Genomic DNA, 26,849 nt, shown 5'->3' with positions numbered 1-26,849 from the left:
CTTTTCGTCTTAGTTTTACTAACTCACGTTTATTCTAATTAGCGCAAGCGTCAAAGTGTCATTCAAGGATAACGAAAATTCTGAATTACTACACCGTTGCGCTCCCCATATGGTACTTGCTCCAAAGCTCTGCGTATTGGCCACCCGCCGCTAGAAGCTCATCATGGGAGCCGTCCTCGACAATACGCCCGTGGTCAAGTACCAAAATCCGGTTGGCCCGAGCCGCCGTAGCCAGGCGGTGGGCCACAATAATTGCCGAGCGTTGTCGCGACGCACGGTCAGTGGCTTCAAGGATTGCCGACTCTGTTGCAGGGTCGAGTGTCGCGGTGGCTTCGTCGAGAAGCAGCAGTTCAGGACGCATCATTTCGGCACGAGCGAGTGCGATGAGTTGACGCTGTCCGGAGGAGAGCCCTCGGCCATCTGGGCCAACGGGGTGGTGGAAGCCACCGGGCAGGCTGGCAATGGTGCTGAGGGCACCGACGTTTTTCGCGGCCTGCTGAATTTCAGCATGACTGCTGTCCGGTAGACCGTAGGAAATATTTGTTGCTACTGTCCCCGAAAACAGGTGTGATTCTTGGGGGACATAGCCGAGGGTGCGTCGCCAATCGTTAAGAGGGAACTCGCGGATGTCAGTTTCGGAGGCTCGCACCACGCCGCCAACTGGGTCGTAGAAACGGGCAAACAACTTAATGATTGTCGATTTTCCGGCGCCGGTGGATCCGACAATTGCGACTGTTTCTCCGGCAGGAATCTGTAAATCGAGAGCATCGAGAACCTGCGGGCGTTCGTGCTCGGAGTTGGCGGCGGGGTAGGAGAAAGTCACCTTGTCTAAGCGGAGGTCGCCAGCAGCTGCGCGGGACGCGCCGTCAGTAGTGCCGTGATCTGGCATGGGGGCGGTCTGTAGGAGGTCATCAATGCGATTGAGGCCGACCTTCGCCTGCTGGTAGCCGTCGAAAACATGGGACAGCTGCTGAATCGGGCCAAAGAGCATTCCTAGGTACAGCGTGAAGGCGACGAGTACGCCGGGTGTCGTGGTTCCCGAAGCAACCTGTTGGGCACCGACAGCCAATACCGCGGCTGTTGCCAACTCAGAGACGAAGTTGATGCCGGGGAAGAACAGAGCCACGGCCAGCTGCGCTCGCTGACGAATTGCGCGGTACTTATCGGATTCCTCGGCAAAGGAAGATTCGATATCGGCGACGCGGTGGTACATCTGAATCTCGCGAAGCCCACCAATAGTCTCCTGAAAATCAGCGTTGACCAAGGAGAGCTGCTCGCGCGCAGCCTTGTATAGGCGCGAGGAGATCCGGCGGAATACCAGAGTGGACACCACAATGATGGGAAGCGATGCCAACGCCACCGCGGCGAGTGACACCTGTGTGGCAAGCAACAGCGCCGTGACACCGAGCAGAGTAAACGCGGCGATTGCCCCCTCTGCCAGTCCCGTTTGCAGGAAAGAGGAGAGCGCATCGATGTCGGTTGTCATCCTCGTCATGATGGCGCCCGAGCGATTGGCCTCGAAGTAGTTAATGCCAAGCGACTGCAGGTGACGGTAGCAGCGCACACGCAGGGCATAGAGCAGCCGCTCACCAGTGCGCGCAGTAATAACAGCATTTGTGGCTACGGCAAGCCAACTGATGAGGACCGTCGCCAAGCCACCTGCGGCGCAGGCCCACAGCACGGCCTCATTGTGCTCACTGATGCCGTGGTCAATGGCGTAGCGCACGAGCATGGGGAACGCCAGATCGGCAACGGCAATGAGGGCGAGCAGCGCAATGACACTTATAAATAGGCCGCGGACATAGGAGAGCAGCCGGCGCAGAGAAAAAAGCTCGGAGTTGTCGAGTGCCGCAGCGGGCACACGCGGTTTTTCGGTAGCGGGTGGGAGGTTTCGCACGCGCTCGAGAAGCTCAGGCGTCGCAGGAGCATTGGCGAGAGCCGCCCCCATGCCACCACGACCACCGCCGCGGCCACCTGGACCACCAGGTCCACCTGGACCGCCTCCGGCTCGGCCAACCCCGCGGCTCATTTGAGAAGTGGCACCTCCGAGACGGCGGGAAGAGGTGTCTGATGTGGAGTCGTCGGCGGTTGGAGCGGTTTCGTCGGGCCAGAGTTCCTCAGGGCTGGGGTCTTCACTGTCGATGGGGTCGAGAACAAGGTTTTCGATTTCGGGGTAGGCGCTCTGGTCGATGTCCATCAGCTCGGTGAAGCGCGGATGAGAAGAAATCAGTTCGGCCTTGGTGCCAATGCCAGTGATGGCACCGTCTTCGAAAATGGCGATGTGGTCCGCCTGCTCGAGAGTGGAAGATCGATGCGCCACGATGACGATAGTCGTATCCGCCAGCTGCGAGGTCAGCGCGTTGAAGATTTCCAACTCTGTTGCAGCATCGATTGCTGAGGTCGCGTCATCGAGAACCAAAACTCGAGGCCGTGCGAGGAATGCCCGTGCTAACGCGACGCGTTGAGCTTGTCCGCCGGAGAGATTATGCCCGCGCTCGCCGATGGCTGTGTCCCACCCCTGAGGCAGGTCGTCGACGAAGTTGACCTGGGCGGCGGTCGCTGCGGCGACAATCTCTTCCTGGGACGCCGCGGGATTGGCGAATGCGATGTTCTCACGCAACGTGCCCGCAAATAGATAAGGAGTGTCCGGAACGACAGTAATAGCGTCATATACGTCGCTGGAGAGAATGCGCGCGGTATCTGTGGATGTGCCGTGGCTGGGCGCATCGATAGTGATAGTTCCCGAATCCGGCAGATAGTGACGGCCGAGTAACTCCGTGGCGATAGTCTTTCCGGACCCCGGTGGGCCAATCAACGCTAAGGTCGCCCCTGGCGCGACGGAGAATGAGACATCGTCGATAAGCGTGCGTCCGCCACGGCTGTGAGTGACGTGGTTGAAGCTGATGCCAACGGGACCGTCGGGGAGGGGGAGCGCGTCGGTGGGTTCGGGGTTGTCTGGTCGGGCGTCGATGACATCGGAAATGCGGTCGATGCTTGCCGACGTCAGCTGTATCGAGATGACCATGTTGGAGACCAGACGCGACAGGGCAGTCAGGCTGGTGAGATACGTGGCAAAAGCTACGAACGTGCCTAGGGTGATGTGTCCGTTAATCGCGAGCCAGCCACCGACCGCGATATTTCCGACGAGGGACAGTTGCGGCAACGACTGTAGCGCCGGTTGGAATCGAGCGCTGAGTTTTGCCGCTCGCAGGCGTAGGGAATAGAGGAGCGACGAGTTACGCTCCATCTTCGCAACTTCGTTGTCACCCTGCGCAAACGCCTTAACAACGCGGATGCCGGAAACGGTTTCCTCGACTTGTCCGGCGATCTCGCCTGCTTGCTGTTGGGCAGCCCAGGTTGCGGCATGGAGTTTGTCACGAGAATTCACTGCAATGTAGACAATCGCTGGCACCACGGCGAGGCCGACCAGTGTCAGGGGCAGCGAGAGGGCGAGCATGATGCCGATTGTGATGAACAGCTTGACGACGGATCCCAGTGTCAACGGCAACATCGCCAGTAGTCCGGACACTGCCTGGAGGTCGGAAATTGACCGCGATACAACCTGGCCGGTGTTGACTCGGTCTTGTGCTGGACCATCGAGGTTTTGTAGGGAGCGAAGGATCTTTAGTCGCAGGTCGTGCTGAACATCAATGGAGAGTTTGCCGGAGAAGAATCTGCGCCCCACCTGGGCGACGAAGCGTACTAACGCGATGGCCAGAAAGACGGAAATGACTGCCTGCAGGGGAGTTAGGGAAGGCAGTAGGCGCGCGGGGACACCGCCATCGGAAGAGCCCGTTGCCACATCAATGGCATCTCTAGTGAGAAGCGGAAGTACGGACTCCAGCCCGACAACGATTAGCGCTGCGACAACGACGCCATAGAGCGGTAGTGGCCTGTGAAGAGACTGTTTCCACAAGAACTTCATGGGAGAGGTTCTGAGGGGTTTGCTCTGGGCCATGGTGGGTACCGCTCTTCCATTGAAAAACGTCGCTGAAGGGTAAGTCGCTGAAGGGTAATCGGGTAAGAGGAACTACTTATTCTTCTTTTTCTTCGGCCACTTCAGCGCCGAGGGAATAGAGAACCTAGATGACTTTGAGTCCTTCTTCGAGTCCTCAGAGGTGTTGGATTTAGCCGGTAGCTTTCGTTCAAAGTCCGACCAATCCTGGGGAAGTGGGCCCAGAGATGCGCGAGTGGAGCTGATAAGAATGCCACCGAGCTTGCGGTTGGCGGAGGCCCCAACCACGGCGCCAATTCCAAATGGCAAAATCTTACCGATGATGGCCAGACGAGCGTTCTTCATCAAGCGCTTGCGTGCCTCGCGAATCAGCAGGCGGTTTGCTGCACCCAGCTGCGGAACACCAAGCCGTGGCAGTAGAGAATTCACGGAAGTTTTGGTCTGCTTCCGCAGCGATTCCTCGCCAAGCAGAGAGGCCATAATAGCTGTCCCCTCAGAACCACTCATGGCCGCAAGAATCAGCGTGCGACGGCGTTGCGGATTGGTGATGTCAATATTGCGCAGGGTTGCTGAGGCCAGTGTGTACCAGGCTGATGCTTCCAGGAACAGCAGTGATTCACCGGTAACCGCAGCCAAGCCCGTGATCATGCCGACGCCGGGAAGAACCGCACTGCCGCCGGCGGCACCACCGGTGCCAGTGACCAGGTTGAGGTAGTGGGAATCAATACGTTCCTGTACCTGCGCCGGAGTTTCATCTTTTTTGCGCTTGTGTAGGGAACTGACGTACCCGGTGATGGCAGACGACTGCCAGCTCATGGTCTTATCCAGGGTTTGGATAAGAAGGGTTCCCAGTTTTCCGGCATCACGTTCGATCGCTTCGGGGGTTGAGTTCACCGCATCAGTTACTGTGCGAGTTGAATCCTTCTTCGTCTTTTGGAACAAAGTAGTAGACCTCCTAAACGGGTCCGTTGAGAGCCATATGCCCATATAAACACTACTGAGCTGTGGGGAAATTCCGTAGTCGGTGGAAAAATAGACAGGTGTACGGCGATTAACACAGTCGATAGAAGGATGAGACTGGTGAACGATGTCACGCGGGGTGCCGCATTGCCTCCCGAGTACTCCCAGCTTTTGGCGGACTTTCCTCGGTTTTCCGCAGATGTCACGCCTCACGACGGCGCTGCGGAGTGGCACCTTTCTACCGAAGCTGTAGCCGCCGGAATTGAGGCTGGGAGAAAGCTGTTTCCCATGCCCGAGGTTGAGGTGGATACCCGTTTCCAGGCCCAGTTGTGGTGGTGGTCCATGTGCGGAGCATTGGTAGGGCCATCGCTGGCATGCGTGTTGGTGTCCGATCGAGTTCCAGTGTGGCAGTGGTCTTCTTGGCTCACATTTCTTCGAGATGACTATTGGGTTGGTTTCCAAGCTCAACAGTTTGAAAGCATTTCCGCTGAGGATGCGGATGAGCTGAAGGATTCCGGCGAAGCACTGGCTCATTTCTTGGAGCCGTTGGCTCAGGTTGTTGGAGAAGTCGGGGAAATCAAACCTGCCCCTCTTTGGGCCGTGGCTGCCGACTCCGTAGCTAACGCCGCAATATCCGCCGGTAATGAGCTGATGGAGCCCTGGCGCGGAGCGCTTATTGGCAAACATGTCGTTGAGGGAATACAGCGAGTACATCGGGTCCCTCTTCCTCGTTTCATGGATTCCTGCGGAGGCGAGGTGCGCCCCTGGGATGAAGCCGCTGCTGAATCGGGAGAAGAACCGGACTTCGATGTAGTTACTCACCTGGAGAGAGCTACTTGCTGCATGATTTATCACAGCCCAGATGCCGATCTGTGTGTCTCCTGTCCAAAACGTTCTCGTGAGGAACGCCATCAACTCTGGGCACGCTACTGAGCGCTCTGTTTTCGAGAATCGACAGCTGGCGGCCTGCTCCTCAACCGACCGCGTTGGCGGCTTTGCAGCAGCACGCACGCTGCCGGCGTGATCTTTCGCAGCAATTGCCGGGGGCATGAGCCACCCCATGATTGCGCGTTTGTCGCTACGATTGGCTGCGGGTAGAGGCCAATTATCTTTCAAGGGAGGATTCCACCCATGAGCTTTTTCGAGCAGATTGCTGCGGCACTGGACCGCGAGGGCATTGAAAGCCGTGTCAACGATGACACCCTCTTCGTCCCCATTACCTCTGACCTGGAGGTTCAGTTCGTCACCATTGATGAGGACATCCCGGCTGCCGAAGTTTACGTAGCCGCTGCCGATGTGGATGATGAGGACGACGAGTTCGAAGCTGTTCTGGTCTCCGCTGTATTCTCCGTCGAAGACGCCGTCGCGGCAGTCGCCCACCATGTAGCTACTGACCAGGTTGTTGGCCTGCTGCGCACTCTGCTCGATGGCGATGATGACCGCATTGCTGACCTGGAGTTTGAACAGGACCCCGAAGAGGCAACCCTGGTCACCTCCGAAGTTGGTACCTCCTCGTTGATTCAGGTTTTGGTAACTGCCCACAACAACGAGCCCAGCGCACACGTCCGCTTCATCTCCCAGGACGCAAACTTGGACGACATCGTCGACCAGGCCATCGCGGAGTTCTGGGACTCGGACACTGAAACGGTTCTCACCGATGATGACCGTCGCAAGATGTTCGCTGACCTCTACTCTGACATCCAAACCTTGCGCAATGAGGTTCTGACGCTGGGCACCTTCAAGGACTTTGACAAGTTGATGGATGTCCTTGCGCTCGTGGTAGACCGCGCAGAGGAATGGGAAGATCAGCTGGCACCCGTCGATGACGGGTATGCGGAGTACATCTACTCTGATCACGTTGCCTCCTTGGACGGGGATGATGACGACGAGGACGATGATGACCTCTACGACGATGGCGACTATGACGACGAGGACGACGAGGACGACGAAGAAGGCGACGACAGCGAGTAGCCGTACTGCGGCAGTGCTGTGACCAGTGCTAAGCCGCTGATGGGCTAGAAGAAAAGAGTTCGTTAGGACACGGCAGTGGCCGCGCGTCCCTGGTGCCAATCCAGCTATAACGGCGCCCGGGGAGTGCGAGGTCAGTGCCGTTTTCGTGTATCTTGCTGCAGTCCTGCGCACGATGGAGAGCCTCAGCCACAGCCCGAGTACGTCGGCGGTTTTCTTCCCGCGTCCGATTCGAACCGCCAATTCCGCGGAGGACTACCTCCGATGAGGATTCCACCTTGACGGAAACGGAGTACATGAACATGGGCTCATCCTTCAGGATGAAGTATTCCGCGTGCACGTCGGCAAGCTGAGAGACCAGTGCGCGAGGAAGCGCTATCCGTGATGCGCGGACGGTGACCACAGGCCCGTCGGGAAGCGAGAAGGTGTGATCTAGCGCGCCGGGCGAATGCCTACGGGCGATGGTGGGGTGGCAGAGGATTGTGCGGATGAGGTCGAGGTCTTCGAAACATTCTGCACGGTAGGTAGCGGATAGTGGGGGAAGAGCTAGGCGGCGATGAATGGGAAACTCGTCTGCTGTGTTCATGGCTCACAAGTTATCGAACACCCCGGACTCACATTTTCGAACATATAGAACTAATGTTCGAGATATGTTTAGCATCAATTGGCTACCCAAGTGGGGGTAGTCAATTGGCTAGGTGCCTGGTGTTATTGCAGGGACACGTGGGGTTGTGGAAACGATTCGATAACGACTTTTGTAAAAGTCCAAGAGTCTGAGAAAACGCTATTTCTGGGGGTGGGGTGGTGGATTAGTGTAGGGGATGGTCCTAAAGGAAAACTAAAAATTTGAAAGATTCGTCTCAATGAAGCACGCAAGAAGTCGAATGGCGGTATCGGCTTTCGCAGCACTTTTGTCCTTGGCAGCCCCGGTCGCGGCACATGCTGTCGTGGTTGGTCCGGGTGACCCGATTCGAACTCCCATGGAGGGAAGCCCGTGGGATGGGCATCGAAATATCAACTCGCCGATGTGTTCGGCGGGTGTTCCTGGGACGGTGACGGACCGCAATGGGGAAAAGCATCGGGTCATGTTGACCGCAGGGCACTGCGTGAATGATGCTCCGGATGTGGGGCTGCCAATCGTTACCGGTGAGGTGTATGTGCCAACCACCGAAGGTGATAAGCGCATTGGTACGACAGGTGCTCACCGTTGGGAAGTGCCGCAGGAAGATGCCGGACTGGAGTCGTTGCCGGCGGCCTTTAATGGTGCAGACTATGGAGTAATCAACCTTGATCCGGACGTAGAAACTACCGGCGCAAGTTACTCCATCGATGAAAATGGTCAGAGCTACGGGGAGCCTGTAGCGATGACTGGCATTCAGGACAATGAAGATCTGCCGCGTGGCGAGGTCTCCTTCGATAATTTTGGCAAACCTATCTGCAAGGACGGCATGCGTACCGGACGTGCCTGTGGCTATCAGGTATTCCGGGCTCGAAACGGCATTTGGACGGTTGGTATCGGCGTTGACCACGGTGACTCGGGTGGAAATGCCTACGATCCGACCACAAATGAAGTTATTGGCGTGAATTCGATGACCTTCGGTCCGGTCTCGCGTGTGATGCCCGCGGATATTGCCATCCAGGAGGCCTACGGCATTCCCGACGGTCAAGTGAACGACCACTTCGAGGTATCGGATTCCATGGCTCAGCGCGACTCCACCTATCGCACCCTCAACGAGGATATGGCGGCGGATCAGGAGTACGCCCGGACGCAGAATTCGCAGGATTCTCAGGAAGGTTCTGTACCGCAGTTAACTGATCTTGTGGACCAGTTGCCGCAGTCGCCGCAACTGCCTGAGCTGCCACAATCGCCCCAATTGCCACAATCGTCACAGCCGTTTGAGCTGCCTCAGTTGGCAGAAATTCAGCTTCCAAGCTTTGAGGGCTAGCACCAGTCTGAGAATCTGACAAAAATCACCCCCGAACCGTTAAGAGAGCCAGAATCATCCAAGGCGGATGGTTCTGGCTCTTGCATTGCTGTTGAACAAACTTTTTGATGCGTAATGCGCGTGCCGTGAAGGCGATTGAACGGTTCCACGACTGAGAATTTCACCCTAGGTTTCATTTTTTGGAGAGCTTTGTAAAGGTGTCCCTAATACACTGAGTGGGACAAGTTTTCTGTACAGAAATGGAGTAGCGCACACTATGGCCAGTTCGAAGAAGGTCGCCACACTTACGGCTGCACTGTCGGTAGCTGCAGGTGGCTTTGTGCCCGGAATCGCGGTAGCTGAGGCTGCACCGGCAAACTCGGATGTTGTCATCGGCCCGGGCTCGCCGTTGCGAATGCCGTTCCCGAGCAGCAAGAACATCGATGGACGTCATGTTCAGTCCCCGATGTGCTCTCTGGGAGTTCCTGGCACCGTTGTGGATCAGAATGGCGTTTCGCATCGTGTCATCATGACTGCCGGCCACTGTGTTGTGGCGAAGGATACTGAAACCGGCGAAGAGGTCACCGGCCAGTTCTTCATCCCCACCAAGGATGGCGACAAGCTGGTCAACAAGGACTACATGGGCACCGATGTCATGCCGGAAGAGGGTGACTTCGATGAAAACACCACTATGCCGGAGTTCTTCAACGAGCTCTTCAATAGCGGTGACTACGGCATCATTGAGGTTCAGGACGACATCAAGACCACCTCTATGTCCCACTCTGTGGATGAGTTCGGCAACGTCCACGGCGAGCCGGTTCAGATCGTCGGTATCGAGGACAAGCGCACTCTCGAGCCGATGGAGATTTCCTTCGACAACCTCGGTGAGCCCGTGTGCACCGACGGTTCCCGTACTGGCCGCGGCTGCGGCTTCCAGGTCTTCCGTGTCCGCAACGGTGTCTGGGCCATCGCTCCGATTGACCACGGCGATTCGGGCGGAAACGCTTACAACCCGGAGACTCGCGAGGCCATCGGCGTTAACTCCATGGGCATCGGCCCGCTGAGCCGCTTCCAGCCGATTGACGTTGCTCTTGAAGAGCAGTACGACATCCCGGACGGCCAGGTCAACGAGCGCTTCAAGGTAGAGACCTCCACCGAACCGCAGTCCGAGTTCCGCACGATTGACGAGGACTCTCAGTACACCAAGCAGCACGTCCCGCAGGAAGAGCCGGATTTGGGTCCGATCGGCGAGCTGCTTCCAGAGGGCGTCGAGGTCCCGCCGGAGATTGCCGACATTATCTCGGAGAGCCCATCTCTCCCGGAGCTGCCGATTCCGGAGCTGTCGGGTGCGACCGCTCAGGCAACGCAGGCAGCCAGCAACATTTCCTCGCAGGCGAACCTGCCGAGCCTGTTCTAATCAGGTCACCGCAGTCTCGTAGATAGGGCGTTCGCTTTACGACGCTCCGTCCAACCCCCTATTCCGCCACAGTGGCGGGGTAGGGGGTTTGCTTTCGTTAGTCAATCGGCTTTGCGTGAAGGTACTCGAAGAATGTGTCGGGAACGGGATGTTCAAGGTGAAGCTTCATTGTGACAACATTCGAGTCTTTCCCCTTAACCCCCTTCATTTTTGCTTGTTGGGGATCACTTGGAGTGGCTTCGCCAAGGTAGGTGAATCCTTCATCTGGTAAATCATCCCTGCGTACAAACAAATGGATAGGGAATTTATGTTGGATGATGCTCTGGACTTCCTGACTCTTTAGCGTCCTATTTGAACGTGTAAACCAACGCATCGTCGAATGGTCAATGAATTCATCCTCGTATGCGATGCGAGGAGCAAGCCCTTTGTGCTTTCGGTAGTTTACAAAGATTGGAATCGTCTGCGAGTGGGAATCAATCTTGTAGCCATTTAGCGTGCCTGATTGATCCGACCGAAGCCTCAAAAGACGAGAAACATCCTTTCTGGAATATCGTTGATTGCGGCGAAGCACACCCGCGAAATAATCATTTTCGCGGGACAGGAAAAGACCAGTTTGAATGATGTCATCCACATGCTCTCGAAAGCTGTTTGGATATGACGAATCCCACTTGTTGTACAAAGTCAAAAATTCCTCAGTCAGACTGTAACGTGAGGTTTTGTCATCGTACCGGACCAATCTAATTTCTTCGTAGGCCCGCTTCGGGTAAAACTCGAGGTTGAGCACTCGTTCGACAACAGAGAGATCCAGCTCGCTGTGAGAAACAGCCCTTGTGTCGAGTAAATCTGAAAACTCTTCACGTGTGATGGAACCATGCTTAATAAGCTGGTCAAGTAGAAGTAACTCTTGGGGTTGCTTTCCGGGAAGTAGCTCGCGGGACAAAAACTTCAAGTATTCACTCTGCTTATCCGTTGGTCCTGTTGCTGCTTTGTCCACCTGGTGTAGGAGTTCCCAATAATTCTTGGTACGCCTGGTGGAGATCACTGTAGGGTCAACGAGGTTGAATCGAGCAAAATCCATTAGTCGTGGTACACGATTCAGTCGGTACTGGAGAAGTTGAATATCCTTTTTAAATTCAGCAATCGTGTCCACCGAGGCTGTATCGATGGCTTTAAGGATCTTCTCCTTGGCAATTTCATCAAAGCTCACAGTAGAGCCCGATGGGATATTGGAGGGATCAACGACTTTGCTCTTGAGCTTCGACTTATTTCTAGATGAATCTCCGAAAAGAGCCATCGGGATCATGTAATTGTTCTTGTAGTTTCCAATGAAATCAATTACTCGGAGATGGTCTTTTCCTGGGGCTTTGCGAAGGCCACGGCCCAGCTGTTGGGTAAAAATGATGTTTGATTCGGTGCCGCGCAGCATCACTACTTGATTTACTGCCGGAATGTCGATGCCCTCGTTGAAAATATCAACGGTGATGATGTAGTCGAGTTCGCCTGCAGATAACTCCGCAACGACAGCATTTCGTGTCGAGATTGAGTCTTCACCTAGGAGCACCTTCGTCCGTAGCTGCCGGCCAAAGAGCTGCTTTTGGTTGAGCTGCTCCGATAACGCTTTCGCTTCGTCTTTCCGACTGCAAAATATGAGCCCCTTAACTCTCTCAGGAAACCCGTAGACACGGAGCTTCTCCAGGAGATAGTCGATACGATCTTCAGCGACGAGAGCATCGATGGATGCAGTCTTATCACCGATCGCTCGAACTCCATCATCAAAATCGGTGACACCGAAATAATGGAATGGTGCGAGCATGTCGGCTTCAAGAGCGGCTTGCAGTCGGATTTCGTAAGGAACGTTGAAATCAAAGAGGCGAAAGATGTCCCCTGAATCTGGACGCTCGGGAGTTGCGGTCAAGCCGAGGACAAACTCACTGTTGAAGTATGCAAAAACTGGCTTGTAGGAATTAGCAGCGCCACGATGAACCTCATCAATAATGATGAAGTCAAAGGCATCTGGAGAAAAGGTTTTGTAAGTCGATTGGGAATACAAGGATTGAACTGAGGCAAAAAGGTATCGTGCATCAGTTTCTCTTTTCCCACCAACCAAGAGTCCAAAGTCGGCGTCCGTAAGCTCAGAACCGGAGTAGGCAAGTACCTTTTGGAACTCACTCTTAGTCTTTTCCAGAATCTGTTCCCGGTGGGCAACGAACAAGACCCGCTTGGCCTGTGCTTCTTTAACTGCTAGTGCAGCAAGGATCGTCTTCCCCGTGCCGGTAGCGGAAATTATGAGGCCTTTCCGCTCGCCTGACTGCCTCAAGTCAGCGATATTCGACAGCGCTACCTGCTGCATTTGATTGGCGATAACTGGGCCCTCGGGCAGCAACTTTGTGTGCGTGTTTTTCGAAACTGGAGGTACGCGGTTTTGTTCGTACTCATCGACCCATTGATGAGTTAGTGGGATGCAACGGCTACGTTGCATATCAATGGCAGTCTCAATTTGGAATGTGATATCACCATTCTGGTGACTGGAAAAGTGCAGATTCCACTCTTCGTTTTCCTGGAGCGCCTTTTGCGTCAAATTTGCGCTGCCGACGATGGCTGAAAGCTCAACCTCCTTGTAAAAGAGGTATCCCTTTGGATGAAAACCCCGGTGATGATCTTCGGGGTAGATGTAGACGTTCAGTCCCTCAATTTCGAGTAGTTCTCTGAACATCGATGGTGAATTGAAATCAAGGTAGTTCGACGTGATGATCGTCATTGGGCCAGAAAACTGAAGGAGATCCTCCTTCAGCATGGCAAGAGCGGCCGGAGAAATAAATGCTACTGAAAATATGAAACTCGTAGCGGTGCGTAGCTCCTCGCGGAGCGCATTGTACATAGTGGCCGACTCGTCGTTGCGAATGAGTCGGGGATTGTATTTTTTGTCGGCAACGGTGTTTTTATCGATGAAGCCGTAGCGTAGGTCTCCGACCAGGGAATTCATCATTGTTTTAGCATACTAAATGCGCGCTGCGTCGCTTGTATTGATTACTGTTCGTTTACAAGAATGTCGACTGTAGGGATGTCCGCTGGCGCCCAATCAACGGAATAAAGCTCGGACGGTTCTAACCAACGATATTCAGTGTGCTCCGTTAGCTTGATTTCGGGAGAAGAAACGGAACAAAAGTATGTCGCAAGTGAGATAACGGCGAAGTCATACTCATGGTCGACAGTGAGAATGTGGTTCCCAATCTCAGCGTCAAGTTTTAGCTCTTCTCTTAGTTCACGGGCTAGAGCCTCACGAGGGGACTCGCCTTCTTCGATCTTTCCACCGGGAAATTCCCAATAGTTTTCCATCGAGCGACCTGGGCCGCGTTGGGCGGCGAAGATTTTTCCTTCGTAGGTAAGAACGGCACCTACAACTTCGATTCGTTTTTTCATCTCAACTCCGCGTTCTGTCATTGCGCCTCATTCTAGTAATCGTCACTGTTTGCAGATCGGGCTATGGTGAACTCTTGGGCTTCTTATTCTCTCTTTTGCACAGTAGAAAGGACCGTTACCTTGTCAGCTTCCCGTTCGCGCGACCTGCTTCGTCGTAAAGCAAAGTGCGAATCTCAGCCGGATATCGCATCGGAGGTGGGAAGCAAACCACAAGGTCGGGATCCTCGGCAGGGTGAATTAGACGGGACTAAACAGCCGATTCCGCGAGAGATTTGGATTCTGGTCAGCGCTGCGTTCATCATTGCGCTGGGCTTCGGTCTGATTGCACCAATCTTGCCGCAGTACGCGCGCAGCTTCGATGTGGGGGTGTTCGCGGCCAGCTTCGTGGTCAGTTCGTTCTCCATTTTCCGGCTAATCTTCGCGCCGGCATCGGGCTCACTGGTAGAGAAGCTCGGATATCGGCGCACGTACCTAACCGGCATCAGCATCGTCGCGCTCTCGACTTTGCTTGTCGGTGTTGCGCAGACATATTGGCAACTGCTGGCGTTTCGTGCGCTCGGAGGCATCGGTTCGACGATGTTTACGGTCTCGGCAATGGGGCTGATTGTGCGGATTTCACCGCCGGAGATCCGCGGTAAGAGCTCGGCCGCCTACGGCACAGCCTTCCTGTTGGGCAATGTCTTTGGCCCAATCATTGGTGCTGCAATGGGCGCATGGGGCATGAGGGTGCCGTTTTTCATCTACGGTGGCGCGCTGATTGTGGCAACGATTGTGGTCGGCATGTCGCTGAGTGCGGAGCATCTTCGCCATGTAGTGCCCAAGCGCACAACCCCGGTGCTGAGGTTCTCCGAAGCAATCCGTGACTCGGCATATCGAAGCGCACTAGTCGGAGCCTTCGCCAACGGCTGGTCGAACTTCGGCGTGCGCGTCGCGATTGTCCCGCTGTTCGCTGCGGCAACGTTTTCCCATGTTGGCGCCCCAGAACCGGGCAGCGATGGGGCAGTAGCCGCCACTGCCACAGCTGGTTTCGCGCTGACGGCCTTCGCGCTCGGCAATGTCACGGCATTGCAGTTTTCCGGTCGTCTCTCCGACCGCATTGGCCGTCGTCCACTGCTCATCACAGGCCTGTTTATCAACGGCGTGTTCACTGGCGCAATCGGATTTAGCAGCGGTGCCATTCCGCTACTGATTCTCTCAGTCCTCGCCGGCTTCGGCGCTGGCATGATCAATCCATCGCAGCAGGCCGTGCTTGCCGACGTCATCGGCGCCAACCGCCAAGGTGGAAAGGTGCTCGCCAATTTCCAGATGGCTCAGGACTTCGGAGCGATTTCCGGCCCGCTGATTGTCGGCGCAATCGTGGATGCCGCAGGGTTCAAGGCCGGTTTCCTTGTTTGCGGTGTCATTTCGCTGGTCGCAATGGTGGGCTGGATTTTCGGGCGCGAGACTCTACCAGCCCACTCGTCGAACAGCGGGGCCAAAGAAGTCAAAGCGAAAACAGCTTAAGCAGAAGCGGATTTGCTAGTTTCCTTGCCTTCATCGAGCTTTCGGCAAATAGCCACGTAGATAGCGCCAGTGATGTTGTGCACCACAGCGGCCACCGCGCCGGGAAGCGCTGCCTCCGGGGTAAAGAACTTCGCTGCCATACCGGAGGACAGGCCAGCGGACTGTGTGCCGACCTCCACCGCCACCGTGCGCTTGCCCGCAGTCGGCATCCCCACCAGCTGGCCTGCAAAGAAGCCGAGCACGTAGCCCAGAACGTTGTGGATGATCACAGCCACAAACACAATCAGGCCAATGTTTGCCAGGCTCTCTGCGTTCTTGGCCACGGCACCGAAGACCACGCCACCGATACCGAGAATAGAAATCCACGGCAGGATCGGGAGGATCTTGTTAATAAAGGTATCGGCCACAAAGCGGATAATCAGACCGCCAATCACTGGCAGGAGGACTGTCTGGCAGAGGCTCCAGGCCATCCCGAGGCCGTCGACATCCGTGTGCGCGTCGGCAAGCACGAGCATAAGAAACGGCGTCATAATCGGCGAGACCAGTGTCGACACACTGGTCATGGCGACGGACAGCGCGACATCGCCACGCGACAGGTATGCGATGACATTCGACGAAGTGCCGCCCGGAACAGAGCCCAGCATGAGCAGACCAACAGCGAGTGCCGGGTTGAGTCCGAGGACTTTAGCCACGGCAATCGCCAGCAGCGGCATGATGACAAACTGCGCAATAACGCCGAAGAGAATCGCCAACGGGCGCTTAGCGACCTGCTTAAAGTCCGGGATGGTCAGGGTGAGGCCCATCGCGAACATGATGATCATCAGGAAGTACGTGATGTAATCCGTCAGCGGAGTAAACGGGGCGGGGAAGAAGAATGCCAGCGCCGAACCCGCCAAAATAAAGCCCGGAAACCCGAGAACTTCAATCATTGCCGAGAGCTTCGACGGTGCCTTATTTTCCTGCCTGCCATTCCCAGAAATCTCCTCGGGAGAATGTGGTTTTAGCGGGGACTGCCGGGGCGAAGACGGCTGCGTTTCTGGTGCGTTGTTATAGCTGGACATTCTCTAGCGACCTTGGGCTTATGCGTTGCGAAATTGCAAAAATCCGCCGAACGGTTGGTGTTCCACGGCGGAAAATAGCTGATATGTGTACAAACTTGTAGGGAAAATGTTAGCCAGCTCACCCTAGGAAATTACAAAGTAGGCACCCCGAAGTGGGTGCAATGCGCTCGCTTGACGACGTTCCCATTGTCGTGACCTTGCGGACAGGAAATGGTTTTTTGACCGACGGTGGCGTAGTCTGGGCAATCGGTGTGAAATCCTGACGACAATGTCGCAGAGAATCTGGCAGCGGTATAAATTCGCTGGTGAAACGCTTGAGAGTGCATAGTGCATGATGGGCGCCCCTCCTCGGAAGTAAAAGCTGAATTGGGTTTGGGCGCAATTTTTCGAAGTATGTGCAAGAGAAGCGATGTCATCGCAATTCCGACGTGAGAGCACTGAAAACAAGAACGTAAATTGGGCGGGTCATGTATGTGCGACCCAACTGTGAGTAATCAACTGTTGAATATTGAGTGTGCGGGCGAAAAGGCCCAGGAAGAGCCCCAAATGGCTAATAATGAAATGAATGGCAGCGTCGAGGAAAATCGCGAGGATCAGCGCGAAAACCAGCGCGAGGACGCAATTGTGAAGGCCGAGGATGTAGTGGCCGGGGAAGCACCAGTGGCCGGAGAGAAGGCCGCTGAGGAAAAGACCGAGAAGGTAGAAAAGACTGCCGAGGCCGAAAAGAAGGCCGAAAAGAACAAACACGACAACGATGACGACACCGTCGGCTTCGATGAGCTCGAGCTGCCGGATGACATTGTCAATGCAGTTCGCAAGGTTGGGTTTGAGACTCCTTCCCCAATTCAGGCTGCAACTATCCCGACTCTGATGAGCGGCCGCGACGTCGTCGGCCTGGCTCAGACTGGTACTGGTAAGACCGCGGCGTTCGCGCTGCCGATTCTGGCTCGCATTGATCGCTCCGTCCGCGCACCGCAGGCGCTGGTGCTCGCTCCGACCCGTGAGCTGGCACTGCAGGTTGCGGATTCCTTCCAGTCGTTTGCTGATCACCTGGGCAAGATTCAGGTCCTGCCAATCTACGGTGGTCAGTCCTACGGAGTGCAGCTGTCGGGTCTGCGTCGAGGTGCACAGATCATCGTCGGCACGCCGGGTCGTGTCATTGACCACCTGGAAAAGGGCTCGTTGGACATCTCCGACCTGCGCTTCCTGGTACTGGACGAGGCCGATGAGATGCTGCAGATGGGTTTCCAGGAGGATGTCGAGCGCATTCTTGCCGACACTCCGGATGACAAGCAGGTCGCACTGTTCTCGGCTACCATGCCGGCTTCGATTCGTCGCCTGTCCAAGCAGTACCTGAGGGAGCCGGAAGAGATCACCGTCAAGTCCCAGACTCGCACTGCGGACAATATTCGCCAGCGCTTCCTGATGGTCAGCCACCGCAACAAGCTGGACGCGGTGACCCGCATCCTCGAGGTCGAGGAATTTGAAGCGATGATCATGTTCGTGCGTACCAAGCACGAGACCGAGGAGCTCGCTGAGAAGCTGCGTGCCCGCGGATTCTCCGCTGCCGCCATCAACGGCGATATCCCGCAGACCCTGCGTGAGCGCACGATTGATCAGCTCAAGGACGGCCGCCTGGACATCCTGGTGGCAACCGATGTGGCTGCTCGTGGCCTGGACGTTGACCGCATTTCCCACGTGGTCAACTACGACATTCCGCACGACACCGAGTCCTACGTCCACCGCATTGGTCGTACCGGTCGCGCTGGCCGCTCCGGTGAGGCGCTGCTGTTTGTCACTCCGCGTGAGGGGCGCCTGCTGCGCTCGATTGAGCGTGCGACCAAGTCCCAGCTGCACGAGATGAAGCTGCCGACCGTCGATGAGGTCAACGACTCCCGTAAGCAGAAGTTCGCTGATGATTTGACTGAGGCACTTGCTGATTCGCAGGTTCCGGTCTTCCGCGAGCTCATCGAGGAGTACGCTGAAGAGCACGACACTCCGCTGGTCGATATCGCCGCTGCTATCGCTGCGCAGGCACAGTCGGGCGACTTCCTGATGAAGGAGCCACCGCGTGGCCGTCGTCATGATCGTGACCGTGATCGTTTCGACCGCGACCGCAACCGTGGCCGCGATGGTCGCTCCCGTGGTGAGCGCGGTCAGGGCAAGCGCGCCGACCTGGTCGAATTCGAACGCGAGGGCACCGCAACCTACCGCATCAGCGTCGGTCGTCGCCAGCACGTCCGCCCGGGTGCCATTGTGGGCGCCATCGCCAACGAGGGCGGCCTGTCATCAAAGGACTTCGGACACATCGACATCCGTGGCGACCACACCCTGGTCGAACTGCCGGCCAACCTGCCGCAAGAAGTCATCAACAACCTCTCCGATACCCGCATTTCCGGCCAGCTCATTGGGCTGAAGCTTGACGACGGCACCTCGGTCGACGACAGCGATGACTACCGCGGTGGCCGTGGTGGCTACCGTGGCAATCGTCGTGATGGCGGTCGCGGTCGCGGAGGATACCGTGGTGGTCGTGGCCGCGATGACCGCCGTGGTGGCGGACGTGGCCGGGGTAGCTACCGTGGAAACTTCGATGACGGTGACGGTTTCGGCGGTCGTGGTCGCGGACGCGGTCGCAGTGGCTACCGTGGTGACCGGGATGACCGCCGCGGTGGTTACCGAGGCGGACGCCGCTAGACCTGTTAGGCAGGCGAGCAGGGGGGGGCGTCGTCAGGCGACCACTGTCCGTGGCGCTGACCTAGAAAATAAAAAAACTGCCGGTGCGCATGTACTTCCCAGCCCTAAAAGTCGGGCCGAAACGTACAGGCGCACCGGCAGTTTATTGTGTCTGAGCGTGTGCGTAGGCGCGGGGCCTAAGCGCTAGAGCTCAATCCTTAGATGAAGAACATCAGGATGCCGGCGACAACCCACAGCAGGGAGAAGATGCCGGAGAACATGGCCAGCTGGCCCTTCTGCTTGTCCCAGTCGAGCTCGTCAGCCTTCTTGCGACGCTCGATGAACTTCGGATCGTCAACATCCTCGTCTTCATCAGCGATGCCGAGGCCGGCCATCATCAGACGCTGACGCGGAATGATCAGGAAGAACAGCAGTGCCCAGGCGATGATTGCCAGCAGGATTGCGGCGTGCATTGCCCCGGACTTCATGTAGGTCGACACATCGGTGAACATGACACCGAAGCCGAGCAGCGGCACGAGCAGCGACCACATGCCGTAGGTGCGCGAAATGGCGTGCATGGTGCGCGCGGAGCCGACCGTTCCAGCCTCTCCGCCGCGGGCTGCAAGCGCGAGCTTCGGGAACACCGAAATTGCGACAGTCACCGGTCCAAGCAGCAGAATTGCCGCTAGGACGTGAACCATAAGAACTACGTTTTGCACGTATTACCTTTCCACGACTGAATGTAGGCCTCGCGTTCAAGCGAGGAGTGGCCTGGATATTTCCTTATTAAGACCAGTCCTTAACTTAACGTGCTCGCACTATTTTCTCTATTTCGTGCCTTTCCCAGCGCGGATCCCACACGCAGCTGCCAGCGCCGTCCAGTCTGCCGAAGATACGGGCAGGTCCCATTTAATGGCCACCGCTAAGTAACGCTGCGAATAGTCACACGCCTTCGCATCTTCGGGAAGCCATTCCGCCGGGCTGGCATCTCCTTTATCCCTGTTGACCGCACTTCGGGTGGGCGCGAGGTTGGCCTCGATATCGTTGCCAAATCGCCGACGCCGCTCGGCATCCCAGGCGTAGGCTCCGAAATCCCACGCCGCTGCCAACGGATAAATGTGGTCGATATCGACCTCATGCGCACCCACCGGGTCACCCGTGTAAGGGTCGGGGATTTCGCGCAGGGCGCCGTCGTCAAGCGAACATACAGAGCCCCCGAACCACGCCGCCAACACTTTATGGCGTGTATTGCAATCGGCAGAACCTGCCCAGACGTCGAAGCGCTCGCGCTTGTACCCGGTGACGGTGGGGCGGCCTGCGACGACGCGCACAGTGCGCAGTTGTTTGACGACGGCTTCGGCGTCCGGCCCAGCGGGGGAGGATGTGACGAGAACTCGCGTAAGTGCAAAGGATGAGACAAAGGCGGCGGTCAAGACGGCGGCTAGGATGGCAAATAAAAAAGGGCGCATACCTAGTTGGGCGCGAAAAATACTTTTTCGGTTCCTTGTAGGTATGCGCCGGGGCTAGCCTGTGGGGCTAGCGGAGGCCAAGCCTAAATCGAAGTGTTAGACCAGAGCCTGCTTTGCTGCGTGGTCGAACTCTTCCTTGATCTTCTCATTCGGTTCCTTCGTAGCCAGCGTGACGATGATCATCACGACAGTTGCAGCGGCGAAGCCCGGGACGATCTCGTAGAGAGTGTCGCTGAGCGAGCTCATGCCCCATGCGAAGGAGACAACCGCACCAGTGATCATGCCGGCAGCAGCACCTGGCGTGTTCAGGCGCGACCAGTAGAGGGCGGCCAGCAGCACCGGGCCGAATGCCGAGCCGAAGCCGGCCCACGCGAAGCCAACCAGATCCAGAATGGAGCTGTTGGGGTTCGCAGCGATGATTGCGGCGATAATGGCAATCAGCGCAACCGCGACGCGGGAGAGAGTCATGTAGGTCTTCGGACGCAGGGACTTGTTGACCATTGCCTTGAACAAGTCCTCGATTAGCGCGGAGGAAGACACCAGCAGCTGCGAGGAAATGGTGGACATGATTGCTGCCAGAACCGCAGTCAGAATCAGGCCTGCAATCAGCGGGTGGAACAGGATGCGGGTCATGTCCAGGAAGATAGTCTCGTAGGAAGACGCATCAGTGACCGAAGCATCTGGGTTCGTAGCGAAGAAAACAGTCGCGGTCAGAGCCACGAGGACCGAGCCGAGCATGCACAGTGCCTGCCAGCCAACGCCCCAGCGGCGGCCCTCGGTTGCGTCCTTCGCGCTACGCAGAGCCATAAAGCGAACGATAATGTGCGGCTGGCCGAAGTAGCCCAGACCCCAACCGAGCAGACCGATAATCGTGATTAGCGGAATGCCAGCGAACGGATCGAAGAAGGTCTCGACCGGCTGTCCCTCGCTGCCCGGGTAGGGGTCGTTTGCAGCGAAGCTGAAGATGTCCGAGGCGGAGTTGCCATTGTTGATTAGGTAGATGATGCCGACAGTCGGAACCGTCAGCAGCGCGATGAACATAATGATGCCCTGCACCGTGTCTGTGTAAGACACAGCCAGGAAGCCACCGAACAGGGTGTACGCGACAGTGATAGCCGCTACCAACAGCATGCCGACGAGGTAGTTGCCACCGAACGTCGACTCCCAGTAACGGCCACCTGCCACCATGCCCGAGGACACGTAGAAGGTGAAGAACAGCAAAATAATCAGGCCTGCGGCAACGCGCAGCACCTTCGATGTATCGTGCAGACGATTCTCCAGGAACGACGGCACGGTAATCGAGTTACGAGCAATCTTGGTGTAACTACGCAGGCGTGGTGCGGTGAACTTCCAGTTCAGCCATGCTCCTGCGACCAGGCCGATTGCAATCCAGGTCTGGTTCAGACCCGAAAGGTAAATCGCGCCGGGCAGACCCATCAGCAGCCAGCCGGACATGTCCGATGCACCCGCTGACAGTGCCGCGACGAACGGATGTAGGCCGCGGCCGCCAATCATGTATTCGTCATACTCTGCAGTCTTTTTCCATCCGGTCCAACCGATGTAGACCATCAACAGCAGATAAATGACTAGTGCGATGATGAACCATGTGTGTTGGTCCACAGGGCAACTCCTCATTATTTATTAATCGTACAGTCGGACTCACGCACTGCCCAGCACGCCGGAAACCGTTTCCTGGCGCATCACTCAATTTCAATTGAGTCAGTCCGCTTGACGACGTTCACAGCGTCGCAGCAACATCGAACCAGAAAGTGGCCGACAGAAACAGCGGAACCTGCGATTCGCAATGAAACACAACTTCGGCTTCCAGGCTGTCTACGTCAGTCAGCGGAGCCTACTGGCACATGCGAACCATGGCAGAACTATTGCACGAGTCACACATTTTTAATTCTTGTAGCTCATACGACGTTTGCATGTGATGCGCTGCATTGCAAGATAAGAAGCGTTGAAAAAGGCTTTAAAAATCGGTTAAGTGCGACAAATTACCTGGGAAAAGGGGTATTTGGGTGGAGGTGAAGTAATTTTTGCAAGATACATAATTCGAACACGCGTGCTAATCTTGTGGTGTGATGGAAAAGCTGCTCCGGGGTGCGTGGCAGAATCTTCATTGAAGAAATATCTGGTGGCGAAGTCGCCGGGTGATTAGACGGTGATGGCTGAGCAAGCAGTGGGGAGGAAGTAATGGGCCAAGTTGCTAAGTCAGCGGTGCCGTTGCTGCTGCACGCGGTCTGGAAGGATGATTCGGGTCTTCACCTATGGGTGGAGCGGCCAGAGGGGCACCGGATTATTGCGGACGTGGATTTGCTGGAAGTCCCGGCGCATCAGCGTCGGCTTTTTGCAGTCCTGGACCGGGGGAGTCGAGCGCAGCTGACGCTAAAACTGCGCACACCGAAGGGGCGGGCAGTAGAGAAAACGGTACCCACATGGGTGTTCCCGCCATGGGCTGCTGTGACAGCACTGGTGCAATTGCAGGAGGAAGTTTCCTCGGCGGCGATGGCGCCGGATCTTAGGTTCTTTGTAGATGTTGTGCAGGGATTGGATGCTTTCGCACGCTCTGGGCGGGCATTGGTGGCGCTGACGTGGGAAGACAATGAGTGGTGGCCGACGTGGCGGATGTCGGAGGGGTTGAGTGAGATTGCCTGGCAGAGTCAGGTCATTTCCCGTACACCACCGGTGTTGATTGATAACGGAGGTGCCACGGTGGCTGAGGATTTCATCAATCGGATGTTTCATTGGGTCACCAACGCGCTCCTGGCCGATTTGGATGAACCGGCAGAACAGCGTCAGAGTTTCGTGCGGTCGTTGTTGCAGTCGGAGTCCCTGGGGCGTGCGACACCGGGGGTGGCGCAGTCGCTGGCAAAGTGGAGGCTGTCGGCCGATGGTGAGGATGTTCGCCTGCAGCTAATGGTGCAGGAACCCGTTGGTTTTGAAGGCCAGCTGGAAGACTTGCCGGATGTGGATCTTCCGCAGCTGTTGGAGTTGCGGGATCGAGCGGATGACGAAGGCGGCTCAGTAACTCGCCTCAATCCTCGTTCAGCTGCGGTGGAACATGAGACTCTATGGCCATTGCGGATGTACTACCGCATCGGTGTCGCAGCTCCAGAGCGCCTGAACCCAGAAATGTGTCGCCGGTCCGTGCTGTCGCTACTTCGCCCGCAGCTATTGGCTGCACAAGAGGCATTCCCGACGCTCAAATATGCGAAAGCAGCGGGCCACCCGGGCTTAGATCTGCTGCTGACCTCAGAGCAGCTGATAGAGCTTATGACTGATGGCATCTCGCAGCTGGCAAAGGTCGATATCGATGTGATGCTGCCGCCGAACTGGAAGTCAGTGGAGACCACCCTGCAGTTGCACACTGAAGTCGTCCAGTTAGATCCGACGGGGCCTGCTGGGCGCCGTTCGGAACCGAAACTCGGATTTGACCAACTGGTTGATTACGAGTGGAAGCTGGCCGTGGGGGATGCCGTACTGACGGAAGCGGAAATGCGTGAGCTCGCTGCATCGAGTACGGGGCTAGTGCATCTGCGAGACCACTGGGTGCACGCGAACCCAGAGGTAGCTAGAGAAGCCCTGAAGTTTTTGGTGGAGCAGACCAAGGCCGGGGAGGAGACCGGTAAGGGGCAAGCCACCCTGAAAGAGCTGGTCTTCGACGGTGGCTTGGAGTCGCAAGCTCCAGCAGCAGTGCCAGTCGCCCCCAGGGATCCCTCTTGGCTCAAGGCGTTGGTGTCGAAGTACTCAGACGGTTCCACGGCCCTCGCAGAGTCGGTCGAGGTGCCACCGAGTTTTGTCGGTGAGCTGCGGGAGTATCAACAGCGCGGTGTGGAGTGGCTGGCGGATATGTCCAACCGCGGCTTTGGTGTCATTCTCGCTGACGACATGGGGCTTGGTAAGACTGTGCAAATTCTGGCGCTGTTGGAGTATGAGCGCTGCCGTCGTCAAGCGGATGCGAAGGATCAAGAGCACAAGGCTTCGCTTCTGGTCGTTCCGACAGGTGTGCTGCGCAATTGGGCAGCAGAAGCGGCAAAGTTCACTCCAGAGCTCAAGGTTGGGCTGCTGCATGGTTCAAACCGTCCTCATGGTGAAGAACTACAGGAATTTATCGGGAAACACGATGTTGTTGTGACGACCTATGGTGTTGCTACCCGCGATGTGAACGAACTGTCCCAAGTGCAGTGGGATCATGTGATTGCTGACGAAGCGCAGGCAATTAAGAACCCCAACGCCCAGGTATCCAGAGCGCTGCGGAGCCTGGGCTCGCGGCACAACATCGCCATGACTGGTACTCCGGTGGAAAACGACTTGGGCGAGCTGCGCACCATCATGGATTTCTGTAATCCAGGCATGCTGGGGTCGGCGAATGCATTTCGCAACAAGTTTGCGATTCCCATCGAGCGTGATGGGAATGCGGAAATGCTACTGCAATTGCAGTCGATTACAGCACCTTTTATTCTGCGCCGACTCAAGTCGGATCCAGCTATTGCGCCGGACCTGCCCAAGAAGAATGAGCAGGTGGAGATGGTTCCTCTCACGACGGAGCAGGCTTTCTTGTATCAGGAAGCTGTGAAGGACATCGAGGACAAGCTCAAGCGCTCGAAGCGGAATCGCTCTGGCAACTTCGGGCGAAAGAGCATCATCCTCGGCGGCATCATGAAGTTGAAGCAGATTTGCAACCACCCAGCGCACTACCAGCACGACGGCTCAGGGCTGCTTAATCATGGGCAGCATCGCTCGGGCAAGGTTGCACGGCTGGAAGAGCTCGTCGATGAGATTGTCCAAAACGGTGAACGCGCGCTTGTGTTCACGCAGTTCGTGGAGTTCGGCAAGATGCTCGCCCCTCATTTCAGCAAGCGCCTGGGCGTGGACATTCCGTTTATCCAAGGGGCAATGACTCCGGCACAGCGCGAGAAAGTAGTGGCAGAGTTTAATGCCCCGGACGGCCCACCAATCATTTTGCTGTCTACTCTCGCGGCAGGTGTTGGCATCAACCTGGTTGCCGCCAACCACGTCATTCACATTGACAGGTGGTGGAATCCAGCAGTTGAAAACCAGGCCACGGACCGCTCTTACCGCATCGGTCAGCGTAAAGACGTACACGTGCACAAGCTGGTCAGTGTGGGAACGCTTGAAGAGCGTATCGACGAGCTGATTTTCGAGAAGGCAGAATTGGCGGATGCGGTTGTGCGCGCTGGTGAAACCAAGCTGACGGAGATGGACTTTCACCGTTTGCGGTCTCTGTGGCAATTGGACAAGGACAAGATTCAGTCACTGCGTGAATCGATGGACGCAGCGGAGTCAAAGTCCGGTGGGACGGTGACCGATGGGGTGAACCCGGAGGGCACGGCATCGGACTCCACAATCTCGGATGACGATTCGATTCCCAACAATGTGACCCCGTTTAGGGTCCAGAAGAGGTGGTACTGATGGCCGGTGACGGAGACGTGACATGGGGCGACAATGTCATCTTTGCCGAGTTTGGCAAGGGGCCCTCTGGAAAGCGTGGTCGTAAAAGGACTACGGCGCGAAGCGCGCCAGCAACCAGCTCGACGATTGAAAAGCTCCTGGCCACCCAGGACTGGGCTGGTGCATTTACCGGACAGCAGCGACGTGGAACCGCAGCGCGCGTGGCGGTCGAGCCCCGTACTACTTTTGCCCGGTGGGTGTGGGAGTTCATCATCCGTGGCGCTGATTCGGGTCGTGTTCACAGAGGTGAGAAGTACAGGTTCGACGGCAATGTGCTGGGGCTTCGAATCGCGGATGGCTACATCATCGGTGAAGTGCAGGGCAGCCAGCCGGAACCATTTTCAGTCTTTATTCGGTTCCCACGGCGGGAGCAGAAACAAACTGACGACGTACTGCGGTGGTTGGTGAACAATCCGTCGGCCTTCACAGAGTTTGAGCACGGCGAGTTGCCGTATGAGCAGATGGAAATGCTGTTGTGCGATGGCGAAGAGCACATTTACAGCGAATGCACCTGCCCGGACCCGGCACCTGTGTGTAAGCACACCGTTGCAGTTGCCGCTCAACTTGTCGCTGATATCGACCGCGATCCGCTGTCGCTACTACAGCTGCGCGATTATCCGCAGCGCGAATTGCAACGCCGGCTTCAGGAACTAACACAGCTGCGAAACCGGACTGCGCCGAAGCGCCTCGGGCTTGGTGGCGCGGTTCGGGAGAATCCCAATAAAACCGCCCAGAAGTCGAATGACGCTGGTGGAAAAGATAGCGGTGACAACGAGCAGAAGAAGGTTGCCGAACTTTTCGCTGTCGAAGCCGACTACTGGGGCAATGATTTGGAACGAGTCAGTGTTCCTTCGCTCGAGGTTATTGACCCACTAACAGTTACCGACCGCAGTTTGCTGCATGAAGCATTGCAGCCAACCTGCGTAATTTCGAGAGAGACCATTCGTGCAGTCGCTGATTTGGAAGATTGTTGGCAACATCTGCAGGAATCGCTGAGCCTGGGACAAAAGGAGCGCTAGT

Annotated in this window: 17 protein-coding genes; 8 read left to right on the top strand and 9 right to left on the bottom strand. The window is 56.5% G+C overall.

The features are described 5' to 3' along the window. Nucleotides 1-88: 88 nt before the first annotated feature. A complete protein-coding gene (locus tag QKE19_RS01310) occupies nt 89-3,925 on the bottom strand; it encodes an ABC transporter ATP-binding protein (RefSeq protein WP_347890168.1) in 3,837 nt (1,278 codons plus the stop codon). 105 nt (nt 3,926-4,030) lie between these two features. Further along, nucleotides 4,031-4,897, bottom strand: a complete 867-nt coding sequence (locus tag QKE19_RS01305; protein ID WP_070858431.1) for a hypothetical protein — start codon at nt 4,895-4,897, stop codon at nt 4,031-4,033. Nucleotides 4,898-5,035: 138 nt separating this feature from the next. Here QKE19_RS01305 and QKE19_RS01300 point away from each other — a divergent pair, with 138 nt between their 5' ends. Continuing rightward, nucleotides 5,036-5,848: a (2Fe-2S)-binding protein gene (locus QKE19_RS01300; protein WP_187401223.1), complete on the top strand. Its 813-nt coding sequence runs from the start codon at nt 5,036-5,038 to the stop codon at nt 5,846-5,848. 198 nt (nt 5,849-6,046) lie between these two features. After that, nucleotides 6,047-6,886: a hypothetical protein gene (locus QKE19_RS01295; protein WP_347890165.1), complete on the top strand. Its 840-nt coding sequence runs from the start codon at nt 6,047-6,049 to the stop codon at nt 6,884-6,886. A 28-nt stretch (nt 6,887-6,914) separates the two neighbouring features. Here the strand turns inward: QKE19_RS01295 and QKE19_RS01290 are convergent, their stop codons facing one another. Next, nucleotides 6,915-7,469 (bottom strand): hypothetical protein, encoded by a 555-nt coding sequence (locus tag QKE19_RS01290; protein WP_187401221.1) that lies wholly within the window; start codon nt 7,467-7,469, stop codon nt 6,915-6,917. Nucleotides 7,470-7,746: 277 nt separating this feature from the next. On the opposite strand from QKE19_RS01290, the gene QKE19_RS01285 reads away from it, so the two are divergent. Both QKE19_RS01285 and QKE19_RS01280 read left to right on the top strand, forming a co-directional pair. Continuing rightward, nucleotides 7,747-8,829, top strand: coding sequence for a S1 family peptidase (locus QKE19_RS01285; RefSeq protein ID WP_256886939.1), 1,083 nt, complete (start codon nt 7,747-7,749; stop codon nt 8,827-8,829). 256 nt (nt 8,830-9,085) lie between these two features. After that, nucleotides 9,086-10,225 (top strand): trypsin-like serine protease, encoded by a 1,140-nt coding sequence (locus tag QKE19_RS01280; RefSeq protein ID WP_048732829.1) that lies wholly within the window; start codon nt 9,086-9,088, stop codon nt 10,223-10,225. Nucleotides 10,226-10,322: 97 nt separating this feature from the next. On the opposite strand, the gene QKE19_RS01275 is transcribed toward QKE19_RS01280, so the two are convergent. After that, on the bottom strand, nt 10,323-13,211 hold the full coding sequence (locus tag QKE19_RS01275; RefSeq protein ID WP_347890162.1) for a DEAD/DEAH box helicase: 2,889 nt from the start codon (nt 13,209-13,211) through the stop codon (nt 10,323-10,325). Between the two features lie 41 nt (nt 13,212-13,252). After that, entirely contained in the window at nt 13,253-13,645 is a 393-nt protein-coding gene (locus QKE19_RS01270) for a (deoxy)nucleoside triphosphate pyrophosphohydrolase (protein WP_187400138.1), read from the bottom strand. A 120-nt stretch (nt 13,646-13,765) separates the two neighbouring features. On the opposite strand from QKE19_RS01270, the gene QKE19_RS01265 reads away from it, so the two are divergent. Further along, complete coding sequence (locus tag QKE19_RS01265; protein ID WP_347890160.1) at nt 13,766-15,148, top strand: MFS transporter; 1,383 nt, start codon at nt 13,766-13,768, stop codon at nt 15,146-15,148. Here the strand turns inward: QKE19_RS01265 and QKE19_RS01260 are convergent. Beyond that, nucleotides 15,145-16,077: a bile acid:sodium symporter family protein gene (locus tag QKE19_RS01260; RefSeq protein ID WP_347890183.1), complete on the bottom strand. Its 933-nt coding sequence runs from the start codon at nt 16,075-16,077 to the stop codon at nt 15,145-15,147. The two genes, QKE19_RS01265 and QKE19_RS01260, sit on opposite strands and share 4 nt — an antisense overlap. Nucleotides 16,078-16,755: 678 nt before the next feature. Between QKE19_RS01260 and QKE19_RS01255 the strand changes: the two genes are divergently transcribed. Then, on the top strand, nt 16,756-18,903 hold the full coding sequence (locus QKE19_RS01255; RefSeq protein WP_038628407.1) for a DEAD/DEAH box helicase: 2,148 nt from the start codon (nt 16,756-16,758) through the stop codon (nt 18,901-18,903). A 197-nt stretch (nt 18,904-19,100) separates the two neighbouring features. Here QKE19_RS01255 and QKE19_RS01250 read toward each other — a convergent pair whose 3' ends face one another. The 3 genes from QKE19_RS01250 to putP form a co-directional block, all read right to left on the bottom strand. Beyond that, nucleotides 19,101-19,601 carry a DUF2269 domain-containing protein gene (locus tag QKE19_RS01250; RefSeq protein ID WP_347890158.1) on the bottom strand — a complete coding sequence of 167 codons (501 nt, stop codon included), beginning with the start codon at nt 19,599-19,601 and terminating at the stop codon, nt 19,101-19,103. Nucleotides 19,602-19,709: 108 nt separating this feature from the next. Continuing rightward, the gene (locus QKE19_RS01245; protein ID WP_235191244.1) at nt 19,710-20,315 is read right to left on the bottom strand and encodes an HNH endonuclease family protein; all 606 of its coding nucleotides are present in this window, start codon (nt 20,313-20,315) and stop codon (nt 19,710-19,712) included. A gap of 132 nt (nt 20,316-20,447) precedes the next feature. Then, nucleotides 20,448-21,971 carry a sodium/proline symporter PutP gene (gene putP, locus QKE19_RS01240; protein ID WP_347890155.1) on the bottom strand — a complete coding sequence of 508 codons (1,524 nt, stop codon included), beginning with the start codon at nt 21,969-21,971 and terminating at the stop codon, nt 20,448-20,450. 579 nt (nt 21,972-22,550) lie between these two features. On the opposite strand from putP, the gene QKE19_RS01235 reads away from it, so the two are divergent. Then, nucleotides 22,551-25,790: a DEAD/DEAH box helicase gene (locus QKE19_RS01235; RefSeq protein WP_258225146.1), complete on the top strand. Its 3,240-nt coding sequence runs from the start codon at nt 22,551-22,553 to the stop codon at nt 25,788-25,790. Continuing rightward, complete coding sequence (locus tag QKE19_RS01230; RefSeq protein ID WP_070429342.1) at nt 25,790-26,848, top strand: hypothetical protein; 1,059 nt, start codon at nt 25,790-25,792, stop codon at nt 26,846-26,848. The genes QKE19_RS01235 and QKE19_RS01230 overlap by 1 nt, the downstream gene beginning before the upstream one ends. Nucleotide 26,849 lies beyond the last annotated feature (1 nt).

It is taken from the genome of Corynebacterium sp. c8Ua_99, assembly GCF_039907185.1.
Taxonomy (GTDB): domain Bacteria; phylum Actinomycetota; class Actinomycetes; order Mycobacteriales; family Mycobacteriaceae; genus Corynebacterium; species Corynebacterium jeikeium_D.
This window is presented reverse-complemented; position numbering and strand designations above follow the sequence as displayed.